Raw genomic sequence first — 20,193 nt, forward strand, 5'->3', positions numbered from 1 at the left:
AGGAGAAGCAACATGTGCGTGGTATGCGGGTGCGACAGCATCGGCGATCGGCAAAACGCCGCTCAGGGGCACGAGGGCGCGCAGGCGCACGGCCACTCTGGTTCTCATTCCCACGCCTACCCGGGCGCATCGGGCGAGGACCTCCACTACGGTCTCGGGCTCGCGGGCGTGACGTTGCCCGGCCTCGACCAGGGTCGCACCATCAAGCTCGAGCAGGACGTGCTGGGCGAGAACAATCGCCATGCCGCCGCCAACCGGCGGCACTTCATGGCGCATGGAGTGCGTGCGCTCAATCTCGTGTCGAGCCCGGGTTCGGGGAAAACGACGCTGCTGTGCGCGTCGATCGCTGCGCTGCGCGAGCGGATGCCGGGCCTGCCCCTCGGCGTGATCGAGGGCGACCAGCAGACGGCGAATGACGCCGAGCGCATTCGCGCGGCCGGTGCGCCCGCGATCCAGGTGAACACGGGCAAGGGCTGCCATCTCGATGCGGCGATGGTGACGGCGGCCTTCGGGCGCCTGCCGCTGCACGACCATGCGCACGAGCACGAGCACGAGCGTGGTCGCGGCCACCGCCATGACCACGAGCACGAACATGAACACGCGCCCCTCGCACCCAACGTCCCGCGCAGCGTGCTGTTCATCGAGAACGTCGGCAATCTCGTCTGTCCCGCGTTGTGGGATCTCGGCGAAGAGGCGAAGGTCGCGATTCTCTCGGTCACGGAGGGTGAGGACAAGCCGCTCAAGTATCCAGACATGTTCGCTGCCGCGCGCCTCATGATCGTCAACAAGATCGACCTGCTGCCTTATGTGCAGTTCGACGTCGAGCAGTGCATCGTGTATGCCCGCCGCGTGAATCCGTCGCTCGAAGTGATCCGGCTTTCAGCCACGACCGGCGAAGGCCTCGATGCGTGGCTCGACTGGATCGCGCGTGCGCGCGACCCGATTGGCGAGCGCATCGGCGTGCTGGAGAGCGAGCTTGCGGCGCTGCGCGCGCAGCAGCGGCACGCCGGAGGCGCCGCATGACGGCGCGTGTGCAGCATCTGCCGCATTCCCTCGGCGATCAGACGGTGCTTGCCACCGGCGCGTGGCTCAAGAACGCCGCGTGCGTGTGCATCGGCGGCGAGGTGCACTGGTCGCCGCTGCACGGCGATCTCGACGACCCGGCGCACTGCGTGGCGCTCGATGTGTCGGTGGCCGCGCTCGTCGAGACCGCCGCGCGCGCGGGGCGGCCCGTGCGCGCAATCGCGCACGATCTGCACCCCGACTTTTACAGCACGCGCGTCGCGCTCGAATGGGGCGAGCGCCTCGGCGTGCCGGCCGTCGCCGTCCAGCATCATCACGCGCACATCGGCGCGGTGGCGGCCGAGCACGGGCTGAGCGAGCCCGTTATCGGCCTCGCGCTCGACGGCGTGGGCCTCGGCACGGACGGCGCCGCATGGGGCGGCGAACTGCTGGAGGTGGCGCCCGCCGGCTGGCGGCGCCTGGGCAGCCTCACGTCGCTTGCGCTGCCCGGCGGCGACGCCGCGGCGCGCGAACCCTGGCGCATGGCCGCCGCCGCCTTGCACGCGCTCGGGCGCAGCGACGAAATCGTGCCGCGCCTCGCGGCCGCCGTGGGCGACAGCGCGGCGCGCACGGTCGGCGTCATGCTCGCGCGCGGCCTCAATTGTCCGCTGAGCACCGGCGCGGGACGCTGGTTCGACGCGGCGGCGGGACTGCTCGGCGTGTGCCTGCGCCAGCGCGCCGAAGCCGAGGCGGCCATCGCGCTCGAAAGGCTCGCGCGTGGCTACCTGGTCGCGCACGAGGCCCCCGAGGTGGCGGGCCTGTGGCGAGTCGCGGACAACGGCGAACTCGACCTGCGTGCGCTCCTCGCCGAGTTGCTGACGCTCGCGGACGCGGGTGAGGCCGCGCGCGGCGCGGCCGTCTTTCATCTTGCGCTGGCCGAGGCGCTCGCTCACTGGGCTGCGCTTGCCGCGCAGGGGCGCGCTGTGCTGTTCGGTGGCGGCTGTTTTGCGAACCGGCTGCTCACTGCGCACCTGCGCGAGTCGCTCGCGGCGCGCGACGTGCGCACCCTCATGCCCGAGACGGTGCCCTGCGGCGACGCGGGCCTCGCGCTCGGCCAGGCCTGGGTCGCCGCATACGATCCGCAAGTGTTCTCCCTGCCCACGACCGCACGAGGAGTCAGCTCATGTGCCTAGCCATTCCCGCACGGCTCATCGAATGGTCCGACGCCGAGTCGGGTGTCGTCGATCTCGGGGGCGTGCGCAAGACGGTGTCGCTCGCGCTCGTGCCCGACGCGCGCCCGGGCGATTACGTAATCGTGCACGTCGGCTTCGCGCTGGGCGTGATCGACCCGGAAGAGGCCGAGCGCACGCTCACGCTGTTCGGCGAGGTCGCCCAGTCGCTTGGCGAGGCGCACGACGCGTCCGTCGCGCAACCCGGAGCCGCGCAATGAAATATGTCGACGAATTCCGCGACGGCGAACTCGCCGCTCGCATCGCCGGGCGCATCGAGCAGGAGACGCAGACCGGGCGCCGCTACCACTTCATGGAATTCTGCGGCGGTCATACGCACGCGATTTCGCGCTACGGCGTGGCCGATCTCCTGCCTGAAAACGTGCGGATGATCCACGGCCCCGGCTGCCCGGTTTGCGTGCTGCCGATCGGGCGCGTCGATCTGGCGATTCGCCTCGCGCTCGAGCGCGGCGTGATCCTCTGCACCTATGGCGACACGATGCGCGTGCCTGCCTCGGACGGCCTGTCGCTCCAGCGGGCCAAGGCGCGCGGCGCGGACATCCGCATGGTGTATTCGCCGCGCGACGCGCTGCGCATCGCGCGCGAGCATCCGGATCGCGAGGTCGTCTTTTTCGCCATCGGTTTCGAGACCACCACGCCGCCCACGGCGCTCGTCGTGCGCGAGGCGGCGGCGAGCGGCGCGGAGAACTTCAGCGTACTGTGCTGCCATGTGCTCACGCCCGCCGCGATCACGCATCTGCTCGCCGCGCCGTCCGTCGACGCGAACGCGGTGCCGCTCGACGGCTTCGTCGGTCCCGCGCACGTGAGCATCGTGATCGGCTCCGCACCCTACGAGGCCTTCGCGCAACGGTATCGCAAGCCGGTCGTGATCGCCGGGTTCGAGCCGCTCGATGTGATGCAGGCGATCCTCATGCTCGTGCGCCAGGTCAACGACGGGCGCGCCGAAGTGGAGAACGAATTCGCGCGCGCCGTCACGCGCGCGGGCAACGCGGCCGCGCAGGCGCTCATGCAGGACGTGTTCGAAACGCGCGAGTCGTTCGAATGGCGCGGCCTGGGCGAGGTTCCGGCGAGCGCGCTGTGCATTCGCCCGAAGTACGCGCGCTACGACGCGGAACGCCGCTACGAACTCGCCTACCGGCCCGTCGCCGATCATCGCAAGTGCGAGTGCGGGGCGATCCTGCGCGGTCTCAAGCACCCGCGCGACTGCACGCTGTTCGGCACAGTCTGCACGCCCGAGAATCCCATGGGCTCGTGCATGGTGTCGAGCGAAGGCGCGTGTGCCGCGCATTACTCTTATGGTCGTTTCAAGGATATTCCGGTCGTCGCAGCATGAGCCCAGCCCACCCATCTCCGGTCAAGCCCGCCTACGTGCGGCCCCTGAACTTTCGCGACGGCCGCATCGACATGGGCCACGGCGCGGGCGGCCGCGCGTCGGCGCAACTGATCCGCGAGCTGTTCGTCGCGGCCTTCGATAACGAATGGCTGCGCCAGGGCAACGACCAGGCCGCGTTCGCGCCGCTTGCGCCGGGGCCCGGCGAGCGCATGGTGATGGCCACCGACGCGCACGTCGTCTCGCCGCTGTTCTTTCCGGGCGGCGACATCGGCAGCCTCGCCGTGCACGGCACCGTCAACGATGTCGCGATGGCGGGCGCGCGGCCTTCGTATCTCAGCGCGAGCTTCATCCTGGAGGAGGGTTTCCCGCTGGCGGATTTGCGCCGCATCGTAGAGTCAATGGCCGTGGCGTCGCGCGCGTGCGGCGTGCCGATCGTGACGGGAGACACCAAGGTCGTCGAGCGCGGCAAGGGCGACGGCGTGTTCATCACCACGACCGGCATCGGCGTCGTGCCCGCGGGCATTCATATCGACGGCTCGCAGGCGCGGCCCGGCGACGTCGTGCTGCTCTCGGGCACGATCGGCGAACATGGCGTGGCGATCATGTCGCAACGCGAGGGCCTGGGCTTCGAAACGGAGATCCGCTCGGACAGCGCCGCGCTGCACACGCTCGTGGCGGACATGCTCGCCGTCGCGCCCGGCGTGCGCGTGCTGCGCGACCCCACGCGCGGCGGCCTTGCCACGACTCTCAACGAGATCGCCGGCCAGTCGGGCGTCGGAATGCGCATTCAGGAGCGCGCGATTCCCGTGCTGCCGCAAGTTGATGCGGCGTGTGAGTTGCTGGGCCTCGATCCGCTTTATGTCGCCAATGAAGGCAAGCTGGTCGCGATCTGCGCAAGCGGCGACGCGCCGCCACTGCTCGAAGCGATGCGCGCGCATCCGTTGGGCGCGGCGGCGGCGCGCATCGGCGAAGTGGTCGAGGACGCGCACGGCTTCGTGCAGATCGAGACGAAATTCGGCGGCCGGCGCATTGCCGACTGGCTCTCGGGCGAACAACTGCCGCGGATCTGCTGATGCGTTCGTGCCGGTGGTGACGTTCGGTATCGGGAGACTCAAGGTATGATTGCAGATTGCCAGCCCCTCCAGTCGTGTTGCGTTCGCGGGGAGCCCTGAAAGACCGGTTCCCCACGGCTTCGATCAAGCAATGAGTTCGCCCGTTCCCGCCAGTCCCGCGCCGTTCCCGCTGCACCAGCCCGCCACCGTGCTCGTCGTCGACGACGAGCCGCGCTTGCAGGAGACGACCCGGCGCGTGCTGGACGACGAGTTCGAGGTGTTGACGGCGGGCTCTGCCGACGAGGCGCGCGCGATCCTCCAGGAGCGCGCCGTCTCCGTGATCCTGTGCGACCAGCGCATGCCGGGGCAGACGGGCGTCGAATTCCTGTGCGAGGTGCGCGAGACCTGGCCCGACATCGTGCGCATCATCGTCTCGGGCTATACCGATTCGGAAGACATCGTCGCGGGCATCAACCGGGCAGGCATCCACCAGTTCATCCTCAAGCCATGGCTGCCCGATCACCTGATCGAAACCGTGCGCCAGGCCGCCGAGGCACAGTCGCTTCAGCACGACATGCGCCGCCTCGATCTCGAACTGCGCGGCAGTGTTCCGCTGTTGCGGCGGCGCAGCCATGAAAAGCTCGCGCGCGTGCAAAGCGAGTTCGGCTTCGATTCGATCGTGCGCTCGCCGGGCAGCCCGCTCGACCCGGTCTGCGCGCTCGCCGCGAAGCTCGCGCGCTACGACCTGTCGCTTCTCATTCTTGGCGAATCGGGCACGGGCAAGGAACTGCTCGCGCGCGCGATCCATTACGCGAGCCCGCGCGCGGCGGGTCCCTTCGTGGTCGAGAACTGCGCGGCCGTGGCCGACACGCTGCTCGAATCGGAGCTGTTCGGCCACAAGCGCGGTGCGTTCACGGGCGCGTTCCAGGATCACACGGGCCTTTTCCAGCAGGCCAACGGCGGCACGATTTTCCTCGACGAGATTGGCGACATGTCGCTCTCGTTCCAGGTCAAGCTGTTGCGCGTGCTCCAGGAAGGCGAGGTGCGTCCCGTCGGCTCGACGCGCGCCGTGCCCGTGGATGTGCGCGTGATCGCCGCGACGCATCGCGATCTGGAACGCGAGGTCGAAGCGGGGAGGTTTCGCGAGGACCTGTACTATCGGATCGCGACCGCGACGCTCTCGATGCCGCCGCTGCGCGAGCGCAGCGGCGACCTGGTGCCGATCGCGCAGAAGCTGCTTCAGGACATTGCCGGCCAGGTCCCGCAGCGCGGCGGACTGGCGTTCGCGGGCAATGCGCTGGCCGTGCTGCTCAGCTATCCGTGGCCGGGCAATATTCGCGAGCTGCGCAACGAAATCTACCGGGCAGTGGCGCTGAGCGACGACGACCTGATCCGCGCGGACGCGTTTTCGCCAAAGGTGCTGCGCGGGCAGCCCGCCACGCCGGTCGCCTCCGGCATGGTCATGCATGCGACGGCTGGCACCCTGCAAGAACGACTCGACGCGATGGAGGCCATGTTGATCAAGGAAGCGCTGTTGCGGCACCGCTGGAACAAGACGCGCGTTGCCGCCGAACTGGGTCTCTCGCGCGCCGGACTGCGGCAGAAGATGCAGCGCTTCGGGCTGGAGGAGCGCACATGAGCACGGCTGCAACGGGCGCGTTCAACGTGCTATGGCTTCAGTCGGGCGGCTGCGGGGGCTGCAACATGTCGCTGCTGTGCGCCGATACGGTCGATTTTGCGGGTACGCTCGCGCGCGCGGGCATCCACGTGCTCTGGCATCCGTCGCTTTCGGTCGAGACGGGCGCCGAGGTGCAGACCATCCTCCAGGCGTGCCTGGACGGCGAAATAGACTTGCACGCGCTGTGCGTGGAAGGCGCGATGCTACGCGGTCCTAATGGTACGGGGCGCTTTCACGTGCTCGCGGGCACCGGCGTGCCGATGAGCGACTGGGTCGCGCGGCTTGCGCAGGTCGCGCACTACACAGTGGCGATCGGCACGTGCGCGGCGTTCGGAGGCATCAGCGCGGGCGGGGCGAATCACACCGAGGCGTGCGGCCTCCAGTTCGACGGCGAGCGGCCCGGCGGCCTGCTCGGGCAGGCTTACCGGTCGCGCCGCGGTCTGCCGGTCGTCAACGTTGCGGGCTGTCCGACTCATCCCGAATGGGTGCTCGACACGCTCGCGAGCCTGTCGATGAACCTGCTCGATGCAACGGGGCTCGATGTGCTTAACCGGCCGCGCTTTTACGCCGACCAGCTCGTTCATCATGGTTGCACGCGCAACGAGTTCTACGAATACAAGGCGAGCGCCGAAAAACCCTCCGACCTCGGCTGCATGATGGAGCACATGGGCTGCAAGGGCACACAGGCGCACGCCGACTGCAACACGCGTTTGTGGAACGGCGACGGCTCGTGCACGCGCGGCGGCTACGCGTGCATCAACTGCACCGAGCCGGGCTTCGAGGAACCGGGCCACCCGTTCCATCAGACGCCGAAGATCGCGGGCATTCCGATCGGCTTGCCGAGCGATATGCCCAAGGCCTGGTTTGTCGCGCTGGCTTCGCTTTCGAAGGCGGCGACGCCGAAGCGCGTGCGCGAGAATGCGACGGCGGATCACACGAAAGTGCCGCCCGCGGTGCGCTCGACCGTGCGCAAGTAGGCCCCATGTCCCGGCTCGTTATCGGTCCATTCAATCGTGTCGAAGGCGACCTCGAAGTGCGCCTCGACATCGCGCACGCGCGCGTGACGAGCGCTCACGTGAACGCCACGATGTATCGCGGCTTCGAACAGATTCTCGTGGGGCGGGAGCCGCTCGACGCGCTCGTCTATGTGCCGCGCATCTGCGGAATCTGCTCGGTCTCGCAAGGTGTCGCGGCCGCGCGCGCGCTCGCGAGTCTCGCGCACGTGAGCCCGACGCCGAATGGTCTCATCGCGACGAATCTGATGCTGGCCGCCGAAAATCTCGCGGACCACCTGAGTCACTTCTACCTGTTTTTCATGCCGGACTTCACGCGGCCCGTGTATGAGGGGCGGTCGTGGCATGCGCAGGCGGTCGACCGATTCACGCCGTATCGCGGCGAAGGCCATCGCGTGGCGCTCGCCGCGCGGCAGCGCTGGCTGCGCCTGATCGGCACGCTCGGCGGCAAGTGGCCGCATACGGGCTCCGTCCAGCCGGGCGGCAGCGCGCGGGCGATCGAGCACGGCGAGCGTCTGCGCCTGCTTGCCTGCATCGGCGAATTCAGGCAATTTCTCGAAGAGACGCTGTTTGCCGCGCCGCTCGAAGAAGTTGCGCAACTCGACAGCGAAGCCGCGCTCGACGCCTTGCGCACGCGCTCGGCGCAGCGGGGCGACTTGCGCTTTTTCCTCTCGATCGTCGAGGATCTCCGGCTTGACAGGCTTGGGCCGGGGCCGGGCTTGTACCTCTCGTACGGCGCGTATCCGCAACCGGACGGCACGCACGCGCTGAGCGGCGGCGTTTGGGACGCTCATGCAACCCGGCTCGATCCGGTCGATCTGGCGGCGATCACCGAGGACGCCACGCACGCCTGGCTCGACGACGCGGGCGGTCCGCGCCATCCATCCGTGGGCGTGACCGCGCCGCTGGCCGACAAGCCCGGCGCCTATACGTGGAACAAGGCGCCGCGCCTGAACGGCGCGGTGCTGGAAACGGGCGCGATCGCGCGCCAGTTGACCGACCGGCATGCGCTGATCGCCGATGCGACCGCGCGTTGCGGCGGCACGGTGTACACGCGCGTGCTGGCGCGCCTGCTGGAACTCGCGCGCGTGGTGCCGATGATGGAGCAGTGGGTGAAGGCGCTGGCACCCGGCGAGCCATACTTCGCGCCGTTCACGCTGCCGCACGAAGGCAGCGGCGTGGGGCTGAACGAAGCGGCGCGGGGCAGCCTCGGGCACTGGGTCGAAGTGAAGGGCGGCCGGATTTCGTGCTACCAGATCGTCGCGCCGACCTCGTGGAATTTCTCCCCGCGCGACGCGTCGGGGCGGCCTGGCGCGCTGGAAGCCGCGTTGGTCGACGCGCCGGTGCAGCCGGGAGAAACGACGCCGGTCGCGGTCCAGCACATCGTGCGCTCGTTCGATCCGTGCATGGTCTGCACCGTGCACTGAGGCCGAACGCAGCCGCAGCGAAACCCTTACGAACGTCATGGCACGCAACACATCCCAGCGTCGCGATCGAACCCCGAAGCGCCAGAACACGCCGGGCGGGGAAGCGCTCAGCCGCGCTGTCGCCAGCGGTGACGCGCCGCGCGGGATCGAGGGGCTAGACGACGCGGCCTGGCTGGAAGTCATCCACAAGATGGACGAGGTGTACGCGCAACTCGTCGAGGACGAAATCGCGCTGGAAGAGAAGAATGCACAGCTGGAGCAATCGCAGCAGTTCATTCTCGGCCTGCTCTCTTCGATGTCGGACGTGCTGGCCGCCTGCAACGAGCGTGGTGAGATCGAGGAAACCAACGCCGCGCTGTGCGGGTTGCTCGGGCAGCCGGACAGCGTGGTGCGCGGCTCGCGCTTCGAACACTGGCTGGCCGACGAAGCGAGTGCCGCCGCGCTGCGAGAAACGGTGCGCGCCGGGGCTCCCATGCGCGACGCCGGAATCGAGCTGAATCTGCGCAGCCGCGACGGTGTGGCCGTACCTGTGGATTTCAGTTGCACGCCGCGCGGCGGACCGCGCGGACGCCGTGACGGCTATCTGCTGGTGGGGAGGCCGATGGGCGAGCTCAAGCGCGCGTATCGGCAGTTGCGCGAGGCGCACGAGGCGCTCAAGCAGGCGCAGCAGCAATTGCTGCACTCCGAGAAGATGGCCGCGCTCGGCCGGCTCGTGGCGGGCGTGGCGCACGAGCTGAACAACCCGATCAGTTTCGTGCTGGGCAATGTGCACGTGCTCAAGCGCTATGCCGAGCGCCTCACGCGCTTCGTGGATGCTTCCTCGCAACCGGCCACGCCGTCGGAGCGCGCACGCTTGCGCGAGACGCTGCGCGTCGATTCGATCCTGACCGACCTGCCCTCGCTGATCGACGGCACGATCGAAGGCGCGCAGCGCACGGCCGACATCGTGATCGCGCTGCGGCGATTTTCGGCGGTCGATCGCGAAGAGCGCGTGGCCGTGGACCTGAACGATGTCGTGGAGCGCGCGATTCAATGGATCCGTAAAGGCGCGAGCCCGGATTTCGATGTGCACTGGACGCGCGGCGCGCCCATGCTCGTGCGGGGCAATCCCGGCCAGTTGCTCCAGGTGCTGATGAATCTGATCCAGAACGCCTGCGACGCCGCCACCGGCGCGCAGCGCGAGCGCCCGGAACTGTGGATCGAGCTGGCCTGTCGCGAGGGCAAGGTGCGCGTGACGATACGCGACAACGGCCCCGGCATTGCCGACGAACATCTGCCGCACCTGTTCGAGCCGTTTTTCACGACCAAACCGCCGGGCCGCGGCACCGGCCTCGGTTTGTCGATCAGCTATGGCATTGTCGAGCGCCACGAAGGCCGGTTGACGGCGCGCAATGCGTCCGATGGGGGCGCGGTGTTCACGGTCGAAATTCCGCAACTGGGCCCCGAGACGTGAGCGGCCGCCTCGGCCTGTGCTTACGCAATGAAAGGTCGATGCGGTATTGGGCGGTTGATTGAGATTAATCGTGAAATAATTATTTTCCTGTCTGGAAAAAGAAGCCTATTTCTTCTTGGGAAAAGAAATTATAGATATGCCTTTGCCTCGCATTATTTCGTTAAATGCGATATTCGAATTATGGAGAATATTGAAACGATGCAATGCGAGAATTCACATTTATTCTCTCCCTCTCTATTGTTAGCATGATCGCTCATCGTCACCACGCGAAGCGATGATGTTTTCCCCGCTTAACCTCCAGCAACCTCGCATGGAGGTTTTTTTTCGCACTTTGCTGCATTTGCCGCGTTGTGGGCCGCGGGCGTGGTGGCGAAAGAAGCGTCGATCCGGCTTTCGAAATGGCGTCGATCAACCGGGGACTGGATGCAAAGGCAAAAAGAAAGAGGAAGAAATTGAAAGAAGGAAGGTTTCGGCTCGGGGTGCTGTTTGCCGCGCTGTGCGCGAGCGCGACGTCCGCATATGCTGGGCAATGGGGTGTTCAATTCGCAGGCGGCGTGGCGGATCACGATGTTCGCAAAGCCGATCTCGGTATTGTTTGGGACCCGGGACTGAGTTGGTGGGAAATTGGCGGCTATCATTTCACCGTGGTGGGTGAAGCGCATGCCGCCTACTGGGATATTCAGGAAAAACCGGGCTCGCATCCGAACATCTGGGAATTCGGGCTCACGCCGGTGTTTCGCTTCATCAGGAGTTCCGGATATATCCGGCCATTCGTCGAAGCCGGCGTGGGCGTGCGACTGCTTTCTCACGTGGATGAAACGCCGGACCGTAGCTTCTCGTCTTCGTTTCAGTTCGCCGACATGGTGGGCGTGGGCGCGCAGTTCGGGGCGCACCAGAACTACCAGGCCGGTTTCCGCTTTCAGCATTTGTCGAACGCGGGTTTGAAGCACCCCAACCCAGGCATCAACTTCAGCCAGGTATATCTTCAGTATAACTTCTGATTCCGTTGTCGTAGATACCCGGTGCCGAAGCGGTTAGAAACGGGTGCGCAACCCGGCTGTCGCCACCACCTGATTCGCGGTGGAAGACGCGCCGCCCGACGTGTTGATGAACGCGACGTATTGCTTGCCGCTCACATGCTGGTACATGGTTTCGGCGTAGACATCGGTTCGCTTCGAAAGCGAGTAGATCACCTGCGCGTTGACCTGATTCCACTTCGGGTCGGCTCCATAGGTCGTGCTGCCGCTCACATGGCCGTCCGTGTAGGCGTAGGCGATGCCGAGCTTCAGCGCCGGGGTTAGCGCGTAGCGGCCGTTCAGTTCGAAGTTGTCGAAGCGGACCGTGCCGTTTGCCGAGCCGAACGACTTCGTGCCCTGGTACTGGCTGTGGGAATACACGAAGCCGAGCACGGCCGGACCCACCGTGTAGTTGATACCGGCGGCGGCGACGCGCTGCACGTCTGCGCCGAGCAGGAAACCGGCTGTGCCGTTAGCCGTGGACTCCGCCGTGTCGATCGCGCCGGTCGTGTTCGTGCTGTTCGAGCCGTTAATCTGGAGATAGCTGGCCGCCACTTTCAGCGGTCCGTTCCCATAGCTCGCACCCACGCTGTATGCACGGTTCGCACTGAAGTCGGTGCTGTTCGAGAAGGCATATAGTCCGCCGAACTTGAAGCCGCCGATATTCGGGCTATTGAATTTGACGGCGTTGTTGATGCGGACCGAGTAGTCGAGATTGTCGTTGTCGAACGGATGGGAAAAGCCGGTCTTGCCGAACGTCGACGCCACTTCGGACAGGGGCGCGACGAAATCGACGCCCGAGTCGTACTGGCGGCCGAGCGTCAATGTCCCGTAGCTGGCGCTATCGAGGCCCACATAAGACTGACGCCCGAAAAAACGGTTGTTTTGTCCCATCTTGCCGTTCTGGACGTTGAATCCGTTTTCCAGCACGAAGACCGCATGCAGCCCGCCGCCAAGATCCTCGCTGCCGCGCACGCCGAACTGGCTGCCGTTGATGTTGCCGCTCGTGGCCTGGACGAGCGAGCCCGTGCTCGTTCCTTTTTTCACGTTGTTCGTGTACATGAGACCGGCGTCGATCAGACCGTACAGCGTCACGGAATTCTGTGCGTGGGCGAGTGGCGCGAGCAGGCTGCTTGTGACCGCCGCGCCCAGGAGAAACTTCTTTGACAAGGTTGACTCCGGGGAAAAATGAGAGCACCGCGAGGTGTGCGAAATGGAAGGGCGATCATAGGAGCGGGTGGATTTCAGGCGAAACGATCTCTTGTCATATCGAAATCGATGCCGCTGCTTTTGGGATTGAAGACGGGGGAGAGATTGGCTATTGACCTGGCAATGCGAAATAAAATGAAGCGAGGATGAGGGGAGACGCGAAAGCCTTGTCGTTCGGCGCTTTTCGGCGCGCCGGCAGATCGCTATAGGAGCGAGGAAATCATGCCGACAATCAGGCTTGCCGACGCACCGCAGCGGGCCGCCGAAATTCGATTGCTCAGCGATCAGGAAGAGTCTCTTCCAGTTTTCGGCTGAAAGCCGTCGCGTCGAGCCTGCTTTGGCCGTCCTGGTATCCGACGAGTCGATTGTTGTCGATTCTGGAAAGGGCTATTCCAGATCGGCCCATATAAGCCGAAAAAGCGACGCACTATGCTCCCGCCACTGATCGCAATCAGTCCAATTGGCAAGCTTGTCGAGTTGCTGGAAAAATTCATCCGGGGAGGCAAATCTAATGAGAAAAGTCACGATTTTCGGCGCCATCGGCGCATTTTCCGCTGTCGCGGCAACGTCGGCGTTCGCGCAGAGTTCCGTCACCTTATATGGACTCGTCGATACGGCAATCCGTTATCAGACGAATGCCGCGCCGGATGGCAAAGACCTGATCGGCATGACGGTCGGTCCGGAAACTCACAGCCGATGGGGCCTGCGCGGCAGCGAAGATCTGGGCGGCGGTCTTTCCGCGGTCTTCCGCCTTGAAAACGGCTTCGAACTCGGCGACGGGAAACTGCACGTGCCGAACACGCTGTTCAGCCGCCAGGCGTACGTCGGCCTCTCGAGCAGCCAGTTCGGCTCGGTCACTTTCGGCAACCAGTACGCGCCGATGTACGACACGCTGGGCGATATCTTCGACCCGTTGGAGGTGGGCGACTACTGGCAAGACAGCTGGATGTACAACGGGATCGGCAATTACCTGACCGTGCCCAACTCGGTCAAGTACAAGTTCTCGTCCAACGGCCTGAGCATCAACGCGATCTATGGCTTTGGCAACCATGCGGGTGCAATGGGCCTTGACAGCACGTATGGCGTAGAGCTGACGTATGAGCACGGACCGGCGTCGATCAACGCGGGCTATCAGCAGACTTCCGTTTCGTCGGTGAACGGCAGTTCGGTCAATGGCGCGAAGGTCAGCTTCCTGCACGTGAGCGGCGCCTATCAGATCACGCCGAGCATCCGCCTGCTGGCGGGTTGGTTGCACGGTCAGGACCAGACCGGCACGACCGACTTCAACATGCAGCAATCCGGCGCGCCGACGCTGCACGGCGGCAGCCCGAACCGTATTGACGACACGTTCTACGTTGGCGGCAACTGGCAGGCCACCGACCCATTGCTGATTACCGTGGCGGGCTACTATGGCCACACGCGCAATGCCGAAATGCTCGACGGCTCGCTCGGCCGGGGCATCAACTATTCGGCCACGGTGCTTGCCGAGTATTCGTTCTCGAAGCACACCGAGGTGTACGGCACCGCGGACTTCGCGCGCGGCAACGGCGCCTTCGCTGCCGACTACCCCGGCGTGACCAACGCGGCGACAGGCGCTGTCGACAGGATTGGCCGCACCAACAATGTCGGTGTGGCGATCGGCATGCGGCAGATGTTCTGATTATTGCTCGGCATTCACACCAATGCCGCATCGCGCGAACGCAGCCACAGCGTGAGCGCTTCGTGCGGCATTGGCTTGGCGTAGAGAAAGCCCTGCAGTTCATCGCAGCCGATGCGGCGCAACGCGTTGGCTTCGTGTTCGTGCTCGACGCCTTCCGCGACCACCCGCAGGCCGAGTTCGTGGCCGAGTTCGACGATCGCGCGAATCACGGCGAGATCGGAAGGCTCGGTGAGCCGCCCGTGCACGAACGCGCGATCGATCTTGATCCGGTCGAGCGGGTAGCGGTGCAGATAGCTGAGACTCGAATACCCCGTGCCGAAATCGTCGAGCGACAGCTTGACGCCCAGCGCGCGGATCTTCTTGATGGCGTCGAGATAATGACCGACGCTTTCCATCAGCACGGTCTCCGTGATTTCGAGTTCGAGCCGGCCCGGCTCCACGCCATGCGCCTCGAGCGTATCGCGCAGATGGGCGACTAGCCGTTCGTCGTCGCGCAACTGGATGGCCGAGAGATTGATCGATACGCGCATGTCGGGCAAACCGGCTTCGCGCCAGCGCGCGATCTGGCGGCACGCCTCCTCGATCACCCACGCGCCGATCGGCAGGATTAGCCGCGTTTCCTCGGCGATGGGAATGAACTCCGACGGCTGGACGAGGCCGAGGTCGGGATGTTGCCAACGCAACAAAGCTTCGACGCTCATCAGTTCCCCCGTCGATGCATCCACGCAAGGCTGGTACGCAAGCCACAGTTCATTGCGCTCGACAGCCGTGCGCAAGCGCGCTTCCAGTTCGAGTCGATGCCGCGTGCTTTCGGCCATGTCGGGCGAGAAGAACTTCACGAGATTGCGGCCGCTCGACTTCGCACGATACATGGCGGCGTCGGCGTTTTGCATCAGCGCTTCGATCGTCGCGCCGTCGTCGGGATACATGGCGATGCCGATGCTGCACGCGACCTGCAAGGTCATGCCGCCGATCGAGTGGGGCTCGCGCATGAGCGGCAGCAGCCGTTCTTCGATGAGCCGCGCCACGTCGGCGCTGCCGCCTACGCCCGAGAGCAGCACCGTGAATTCGTCGCCGCCGAGCCGGCTCACGGTGTCGCCCGCTCGCACCGATTGCAGCAGACGCCGCGACACCGAGCGCAAGAGTCCGTCGCCCGCGTGGTGGCCGAGCGTATCGTTGATGTCCTTGAAGCGGTCGAGGTCGATGAAAAGCACGGCCACGCGGCCGTTTGTCTGGCGCGCGTGCTCGATGGCCGCACCGACGCGCCCGGTGAAGAGCGCGCGATTGGGCAACTCTGTGAGCACGTCGTGTTCGGCGAGAAACTGGATGCGCGCCTCGCTCTTCTTGCGGTCGGTGATGTCGATGAGCGTGCAGATATAGTGCGAGACGCTTGCGCGTTTGTCGCGCACGGCGCTGATCATGAGCCACGCGGGGTAGTCGCCGCCCGCGCGCCGGCGCACGACGGCTTCGCCGTTCCAGACGCTTGCAATGTCGACGAGCGCGGTCAGTTGCGGCATCAACGGTTCGCCGTTCGGCGACGCCAGCACGAAATCGGGTAGCGTGCCGCACACGTCTTCGGGGCGATAGCCCGTGGCGCGATAGAACGAAGCGTTCGCGGTGAGCAGACGCCGGTTCCCGTCGAGAATCAGAATCGCCTCCGACGAAGCCTCGAACACCTTCGCCCATAGTTCGAGCCGCTGCTCCATGAGCTTGATCTGGTTGATCGGCGTGAAGGCGGTCAACACGGCGTCGCGGCCCTGAAACGAGAGGCGGCGCGCCGAGAGCATGGCCCACGTGGGCTCTTCGCTACCCATCCAGCGCACTTCGAACTCGTCCACGGCGTCACGATCGGAAAGCTGCTGGAAAAAGCGCGCGCGCACCGCGGAGTCGAGGCCCAACGCCCACGGGTCGGACGTGCAGCCATTGAGCCAGTAAAGCGCAGGGCGATTCGCATGCAGCACCTCATGGCCTGGCACGGCCGTGACCATCATCGGCACAGGCGTCGCTTCGACGAGCGCATGCTGCGCCTGCGAGGCGCGCGCGGTGGCCGCGAGTTCCTTCTGCACATCGCGCTCGCGATCGAGCTGCACGAGCATGTCGTTGAAGCCCAGCACGAGCTGGCCGATCTCGTCCTGGCTGCGCCATGTGGCGCGCACGCCGTGGTCGCCCGTGCGGCGCACGGTGTCCATCACGCGCGCAAGCTCGCGCAGCGGCCGCGAGATCTGTTGCGCGACGAGATAGACCATCGACAAAATTCCGCACAGCAGAAAGAGCGCGGTGCCTAGATGGAGCCACATGCGCGAGAAGAGGCCGCGTACGCGCGCATGCAGCAGCGTGTCGAGCTCGGCCCCCGTGGCGCGCCAGGCCTCGCCCACGCGCGCGACGAGCGCCTCGTGCGCGGCCTGTGCGGCCGCGCGGCTCGTGGCGTTGCCGCCGGACTGCGCGACCACCGTGCGCGCCGCCTCGCGATATGCCTCTAGCGCGTCGAGCAGATTCGCGACCGGTGTGGCGAGCGCGCGCTTCACGTCCTTGTTGGCGGCTGCCGCTTCGGCGAAATCCGAGCGCAAGCCTTGCGCGACGGCGTCGAGCTGGCCTTCGAGCACGAGATAGCGCGTGCTCAGATCGCGGCGCGCGGGCGCACTGTCCGCGCCGACGCCGCCTTCGCGCAAACGTTGGCCGATGCCGTTCGCGGCGTCGAGCAGTGCCGGATAGCGCAGGATCGACAGCGACATCGAGTAATAGCTGTCCAGGTCGGGGTCGAGAATCAGGTTGGACTGATTGCCCACGCGTGTGATGAGTTCGAGGCATGCGTCGAGCGCCGCGCGCACGACCTCGGGCGCAGGCGGATATTCCGCGTGTGCGGTGGCCGCGAGCGCACCGAGTGCTCCACGCGCGCGTGCGTTCAGCTCGCTGCTCTCCAGGTTCGCGCCATATTGCGCTTCGGCGCTCGCGAGCGCTGACGTCAGGCGGGCGACCTGCTGCGTGTCGACACGACCGTCGGCGCCGCTTTGGGCGACGTCGATCAACACGTCTCGCAACGTGCCGAGATACGCATTGCCGATGATCTCTTTCTGCGAGAAGTCGATCGAAATATATTTTTCGTGAATCAGGATGCCGCTGATATACACCACCGCGCTCAGATCGAGCAGATAGATCAGCAGCAGCTTGCGCCCGACACGCAAGCGCCCAAGCAAGCGAAGAAACGGATTGTGTTTCATCGGACGCGCCAAAACGACACCGGAAATTGCGCCATATTCATGACCGAACAAACGACTCGCCTGAGAGCAGGCGGCTCACATCGGAGCGCACGTGACTCTTGCGTAACGGCAAAAGGTTACGGCAACTTTAACGTGCCAAAATCAATTCACTGCGTGGATGCGCGCTTGCTTCGGCGTGGTGCCCGGGTGCACCAAATGTGGCCGGATTGTGGGGCGAATTCGCGATCGCGATTCTTTTCCGTCGCGCGGGCTCCTTTGATAAGCTTTCCGACCATGCACGATATCAAGCCGAACATGACGCTGGAGCAAAGCCTCGCGATTGCGCCGGACGCCGCGCTTTCGCGCGCGGATCGCGTCTACTACACGCTGCGCGACGAAATCTTCGACATGCACCTCCTGCCGGGCGACCGGCTCACGGAAGGCGCCATCGCGGAGCGCTTCGCGGTTTCCCGCACGCCCGCGCGCGAAGCGTTGCAGCGCCTGCAGAGCGATGGCCTGATGCAGGGCTACGTGCGCGGCGGCTGGGAAGTCGTGCCGATCGACAACAAGCGCTTCGACGACCTCTACGAAATGCGCCAGATGATCGAAACCTTCGCGGTGCGCAAGCTCTGCAACGGCGAAGCGCCGCAAGCGGGGCTCCATCTTCTGCTCGATGCGCTCGATCGCGTCTGGAAGGTCGGCCGCACGCAGCGCATAACCGATGGCCGCAAGCTCGTCGAACTCGACGAAGCGCTGCATCACACGCTGGTCGAGGCCGCGGGCAACGACGAACTGACCTCGACGATGCGGCGCGTGACCGACCGCATCCGCGTCGTGCGCCGCCTCGATCTCGTGCACGGCGACGGCATTGCCGAAACCTATGAGGAGCATGCGGCCATTCTCGACGCCATTCGCCGCGGCGACAGCGCGTTGAGCGTCGAACTCGTCTCGCATCACATCGGTGGCAGCCAGGCCAGCGTGAACGGTCTCACCATGCAGCGGCTGATCGCGGCACGCACCGAGACGGGGCGCAAAGCCACGGTTGCGGCACCGGCGCGGCCTCGGCGCACCATCTGACGGCATTGCACGCTGCCGCCACGCGTCTCGCGCCGTGGCGCTGAACGCCTTGCCCAGCAAGCCTTATCAGGGTTTTTACGAGGTACTGGCACGAATCTGGCTTTGACGAATTTCGTTGTATACAAGGAAACGTCAATGCCTCTGGAAGTCTTCGCAGCAAACGCGCACGGCGCGGCCAGCACACTCAACCCCACACGCGGTTCGCGCGGCATGGCGGTCGCCCCGCATGCGCTTGCGTCGCAAAGCGCGCTCGCCGTCCTGCGCGAAGGCGGCAACGCAGTCGAAGCGATGATCGCCGCCGCTGCGACCATCGCGGTGGTCTATCCGCACATGAACAGCATCGGCGGGGACGGCTTCTGGCTGATCTCGCGCCCGGGCCACGCACCCATCGGCATCGAGGCGTGCGGCGCGGCGGCGATGCGCGCGGACATCGACAGGTATCGCTCGCTCGGTCTCTCCGCGGTTCCGGCGCGCGGCCCGCTCGCGGCCAACACGGTCGCGGGCACGGTCTCCGGATGGGACTTCGCGCAGCGGTTCTCGCAAGACGCGCTCGGCGGCCGGATGCCCGTCGCACGCTTGCTCGAAGACGCCATTCACTACGCCAGGCACGGCGTTCCGGTCACACGCAGCCACGCCGACTGCGTCGCGGGCAAAGGCGGTGAACTGCAAGGCGTGCCCGGCTTCGCGCAGACCTTCATGCCCAACTCGCGCGCGCCGCAGACCGGCGAGCGCTTCTGCAACGCGCGTCTTGCCGCGACGCTGCAACAACTCGCCGACGCCGGTCTCGACGACTTCTATCGCGGCGATCTCGCGCGCAGCATCGCAAGCGACCTGGCGTCGCTGGAAACGCTCATCACGCTCGAAGACCTCGAGCGCCACCGCGCCCGCGAACGCACGCCGCTCGCGCTCAAGCACACGCTCGGCACCGTGTACAACATGCCGCCGCCCACGCAGGGTCTCGTGTCGCTGCTGATTCTCGGCGTGCTGGATCGCGTGCTGGCAGACGGCATGGATCCCCTCGGACCCGAGTTCGTGCACGCGTGCGTTGAAGCGACCAAGCTCGCCTTCAAGGTGCGCGACGCGCATGTGACCGATCCCGACCACATGCGCATCGACGCGGCCGCGCAACTCGAACCTGCCGCGCTCGACGCGATGGCACGCCAAATGTCGATGTCGCGCGCGGCGCCGTGGGGGCAGGGCCGCGGCCCCGGCGATACGGTCTGGATGGGCGTGATCGATCGAGACGGCGTGGCCGTCAGCTTCATCCAGAGCATCTATCACGAGTTCGGCAGCGGCATCGTGCTGCCGAACTCGGGCATCAACTGGCAGAACCGCGGCTGTAGTTTTTCGCTCGATGCGTCGTCGCTCAATCCGCTCATGCCGGGCCGCCGTCCTTTCCACACGCTCAATCCGGCGCTCGCCCAATTCGCCGACGGGCGCACGATGGTCTACGGCAACATGGGCGGCGACGGCCAGCCCCAGTCGCAAAGCGCGGTGTTCTCGCGCATCGCGAACTTCGGCTGGAATCCGCAGGCCGCGATCGACGCGCCGCGCTGGCTGCTCGGCCGCACCTGGGGCCAGTCCACCGATTCGTTGAAGCTCGAAGCGCGCTTCCCCGCACAGACCGTCGACGCGTTGCGCGCGCTCGGCCACGACGTGGAAGTGCTCGCCGCCTACGACGAAGCGATGGGCCACGCCGGCGCCATCGTTCGTTATCCAGACGGATTGTTCGAAGCCGGCCACGATCCGCGCAGCGACGGCGCCGCCGCAGGCTGGTAAGGCACACAACCGCAGCAGCACCCGCAGCACGCAACTGAAGCTGTCTC

The 20,193-nt window shown here is 65.9% G+C and carries 15 protein-coding genes; 13 read left to right on the forward strand and 2 right to left on the reverse strand.

Going from position 1 to position 20,193, the window contains the following annotated elements:
• Positions 1-12 precede the first annotated feature (12 nt).
• The 10 genes from hypB to C7411_RS20990 all read left to right on the forward strand — a co-directional run bounded on the left by hypB (position 13) and on the right by C7411_RS20990 (position 11,209).
• On the forward strand, positions 13-1,023 hold the full coding sequence (gene hypB / locus C7411_RS20945) for a hydrogenase nickel incorporation protein HypB (RefSeq protein ID WP_110385978.1): 1,011 nt from the start codon (positions 13-15) through the stop codon (positions 1,021-1,023).
• Complete coding sequence (locus C7411_RS20950) at positions 1,020-2,195, forward strand: Kae1-like domain-containing protein (protein WP_110385979.1); 1,176 nt, start codon at positions 1,020-1,022, stop codon at positions 2,193-2,195. The genes hypB and C7411_RS20950 overlap by 4 nt, the downstream gene beginning before the upstream one ends.
• The gene (locus C7411_RS20955; RefSeq protein WP_110385980.1) at positions 2,186-2,452 is read left to right on the forward strand and encodes a HypC/HybG/HupF family hydrogenase formation chaperone; all 267 of its coding nucleotides are present in this window, start codon (positions 2,186-2,188) and stop codon (positions 2,450-2,452) included. The genes C7411_RS20950 and C7411_RS20955 overlap by 10 nt, the downstream gene beginning before the upstream one ends.
• Positions 2,449-3,585, forward strand: a complete 1,137-nt coding sequence (hypD, locus tag C7411_RS20960; protein WP_110385981.1) for a hydrogenase formation protein HypD — start codon at positions 2,449-2,451, stop codon at positions 3,583-3,585. The genes C7411_RS20955 and hypD overlap by 4 nt, the downstream gene beginning before the upstream one ends.
• Entirely contained in the window at positions 3,582-4,658 is a 1,077-nt protein-coding gene (gene hypE / locus C7411_RS20965; protein WP_110385982.1) for a hydrogenase expression/formation protein HypE, read from the forward strand. Before hypD ends, hypE begins: the two co-directional genes overlap by 4 nt.
• A 130-nt stretch (positions 4,659-4,788) precedes the next feature.
• Positions 4,789-6,276 carry a sigma-54-dependent transcriptional regulator gene (locus tag C7411_RS20970; protein WP_110385983.1) on the forward strand — a complete coding sequence of 496 codons (1,488 nt, stop codon included), beginning with the start codon at positions 4,789-4,791 and terminating at the stop codon, positions 6,274-6,276.
• On the forward strand, positions 6,273-7,292 hold the full coding sequence (locus C7411_RS20975) for an NADH-quinone oxidoreductase subunit B family protein (protein ID WP_110385984.1): 1,020 nt from the start codon (positions 6,273-6,275) through the stop codon (positions 7,290-7,292). The genes C7411_RS20970 and C7411_RS20975 overlap by 4 nt, the downstream gene beginning before the upstream one ends.
• Positions 7,293-7,297: 5 nt before the next feature.
• Positions 7,298-8,755 (forward strand): nickel-dependent hydrogenase large subunit, encoded by a 1,458-nt coding sequence (locus C7411_RS20980; RefSeq protein WP_110385985.1) that lies wholly within the window; start codon positions 7,298-7,300, stop codon positions 8,753-8,755.
• A 37-nt stretch (positions 8,756-8,792) separates the two neighbouring features.
• On the forward strand, positions 8,793-10,208 hold the full coding sequence (locus tag C7411_RS20985) for a sensor histidine kinase (protein WP_110385986.1): 1,416 nt from the start codon (positions 8,793-8,795) through the stop codon (positions 10,206-10,208).
• A gap of 398 nt (positions 10,209-10,606) precedes the next feature.
• On the forward strand, positions 10,607-11,209 hold the full coding sequence (locus tag C7411_RS20990; protein WP_110386110.1) for an acyloxyacyl hydrolase: 603 nt from the start codon (positions 10,607-10,609) through the stop codon (positions 11,207-11,209).
• A gap of 33 nt (positions 11,210-11,242) precedes the next feature.
• Here the strand turns inward: C7411_RS20990 and C7411_RS20995 are convergent, their stop codons facing one another.
• On the reverse strand, positions 11,243-12,394 hold the full coding sequence (locus tag C7411_RS20995; protein ID WP_110385987.1) for a porin: 1,152 nt from the start codon (positions 12,392-12,394) through the stop codon (positions 11,243-11,245).
• 550 nt (positions 12,395-12,944) lie between these two features.
• Between C7411_RS20995 and C7411_RS21000 the strand changes: the two genes are divergently transcribed.
• Entirely contained in the window at positions 12,945-14,093 is a 1,149-nt protein-coding gene (locus C7411_RS21000; protein ID WP_110385988.1) for a porin, read from the forward strand.
• 14 nt (positions 14,094-14,107) lie between these two features.
• Here C7411_RS21000 and C7411_RS21005 read toward each other — a convergent pair whose 3' ends face one another.
• Positions 14,108-17,311 carry an EAL domain-containing protein gene (locus tag C7411_RS21005; protein WP_110385989.1) on the reverse strand — a complete coding sequence of 1,068 codons (3,204 nt, stop codon included), beginning with the start codon at positions 17,309-17,311 and terminating at the stop codon, positions 14,108-14,110.
• Between the two features lie 273 nt (positions 17,312-17,584).
• On the opposite strand from C7411_RS21005, the gene C7411_RS21010 reads away from it, so the two are divergent.
• Together C7411_RS21010 and C7411_RS21015 are read left to right on the forward strand one after the other, a co-directional pair.
• Positions 17,585-18,367, forward strand: a complete 783-nt coding sequence (locus C7411_RS21010; protein ID WP_110385990.1) for a GntR family transcriptional regulator — start codon at positions 17,585-17,587, stop codon at positions 18,365-18,367.
• Positions 18,368-18,502: 135 nt separating this feature from the next.
• Positions 18,503-20,146 carry a gamma-glutamyltransferase family protein gene (locus tag C7411_RS21015; RefSeq protein ID WP_279306307.1) on the forward strand — a complete coding sequence of 548 codons (1,644 nt, stop codon included), beginning with the start codon at positions 18,503-18,505 and terminating at the stop codon, positions 20,144-20,146.
• Positions 20,147-20,193: the final 47 nt, after the last annotated feature.

Origin of the sequence: Paraburkholderia silvatlantica (assembly GCF_003096715.1) — a bacterium.
GTDB classification, from domain to species: Bacteria; Pseudomonadota; Gammaproteobacteria; order Burkholderiales; family Burkholderiaceae; genus Paraburkholderia; species Paraburkholderia silvatlantica.

Bases quoted from the DNA above. Each gene is read 5' to 3' on its own strand.
- hypB (WP_110385978.1), top strand. From the start codon at position 13: ATGTGCGTGGTATGCGGGTGCGACAGCATCGGCGATCGGCAAAACGCC.
- C7411_RS20950 (WP_110385979.1), top strand. From the start codon at position 1,020: ATGACGGCGCGTGTGCAGCATCTGCCGCATTCCCTCGGCGATCAGACG.
- C7411_RS20955 (WP_110385980.1), top strand. From the start codon at position 2,186: ATGTGCCTAGCCATTCCCGCACGGCTCATCGAATGGTCCGACGCCGAG.
- hypD (WP_110385981.1), top strand. From the start codon at position 2,449: ATGAAATATGTCGACGAATTCCGCGACGGCGAACTCGCCGCTCGCATC.
- hypE (WP_110385982.1), top strand. From the start codon at position 3,582: ATGAGCCCAGCCCACCCATCTCCGGTCAAGCCCGCCTACGTGCGGCCC.
- C7411_RS20970 (WP_110385983.1), top strand. From the start codon at position 4,789: ATGAGTTCGCCCGTTCCCGCCAGTCCCGCGCCGTTCCCGCTGCACCAG.
- C7411_RS20975 (WP_110385984.1), top strand. From the start codon at position 6,273: ATGAGCACGGCTGCAACGGGCGCGTTCAACGTGCTATGGCTTCAGTCG.
- C7411_RS20980 (WP_110385985.1), top strand. From the start codon at position 7,298: ATGTCCCGGCTCGTTATCGGTCCATTCAATCGTGTCGAAGGCGACCTC.
- C7411_RS20985 (WP_110385986.1), top strand. From the start codon at position 8,793: ATGGCACGCAACACATCCCAGCGTCGCGATCGAACCCCGAAGCGCCAG.
- C7411_RS20990 (WP_110386110.1), top strand. From the start codon at position 10,607: ATGGCGTCGATCAACCGGGGACTGGATGCAAAGGCAAAAAGAAAGAGG.
- C7411_RS21000 (WP_110385988.1), top strand. From the start codon at position 12,945: ATGAGAAAAGTCACGATTTTCGGCGCCATCGGCGCATTTTCCGCTGTC.
- C7411_RS21005 (WP_110385989.1), bottom strand. From the start codon at position 17,311: ATGAAACACAATCCGTTTCTTCGCTTGCTTGGGCGCTTGCGTGTCGGG.
- C7411_RS21010 (WP_110385990.1), top strand. From the start codon at position 17,585: ATGCACGATATCAAGCCGAACATGACGCTGGAGCAAAGCCTCGCGATT.
- C7411_RS21015 (WP_279306307.1), top strand. From the start codon at position 18,503: ATGCCTCTGGAAGTCTTCGCAGCAAACGCGCACGGCGCGGCCAGCACA.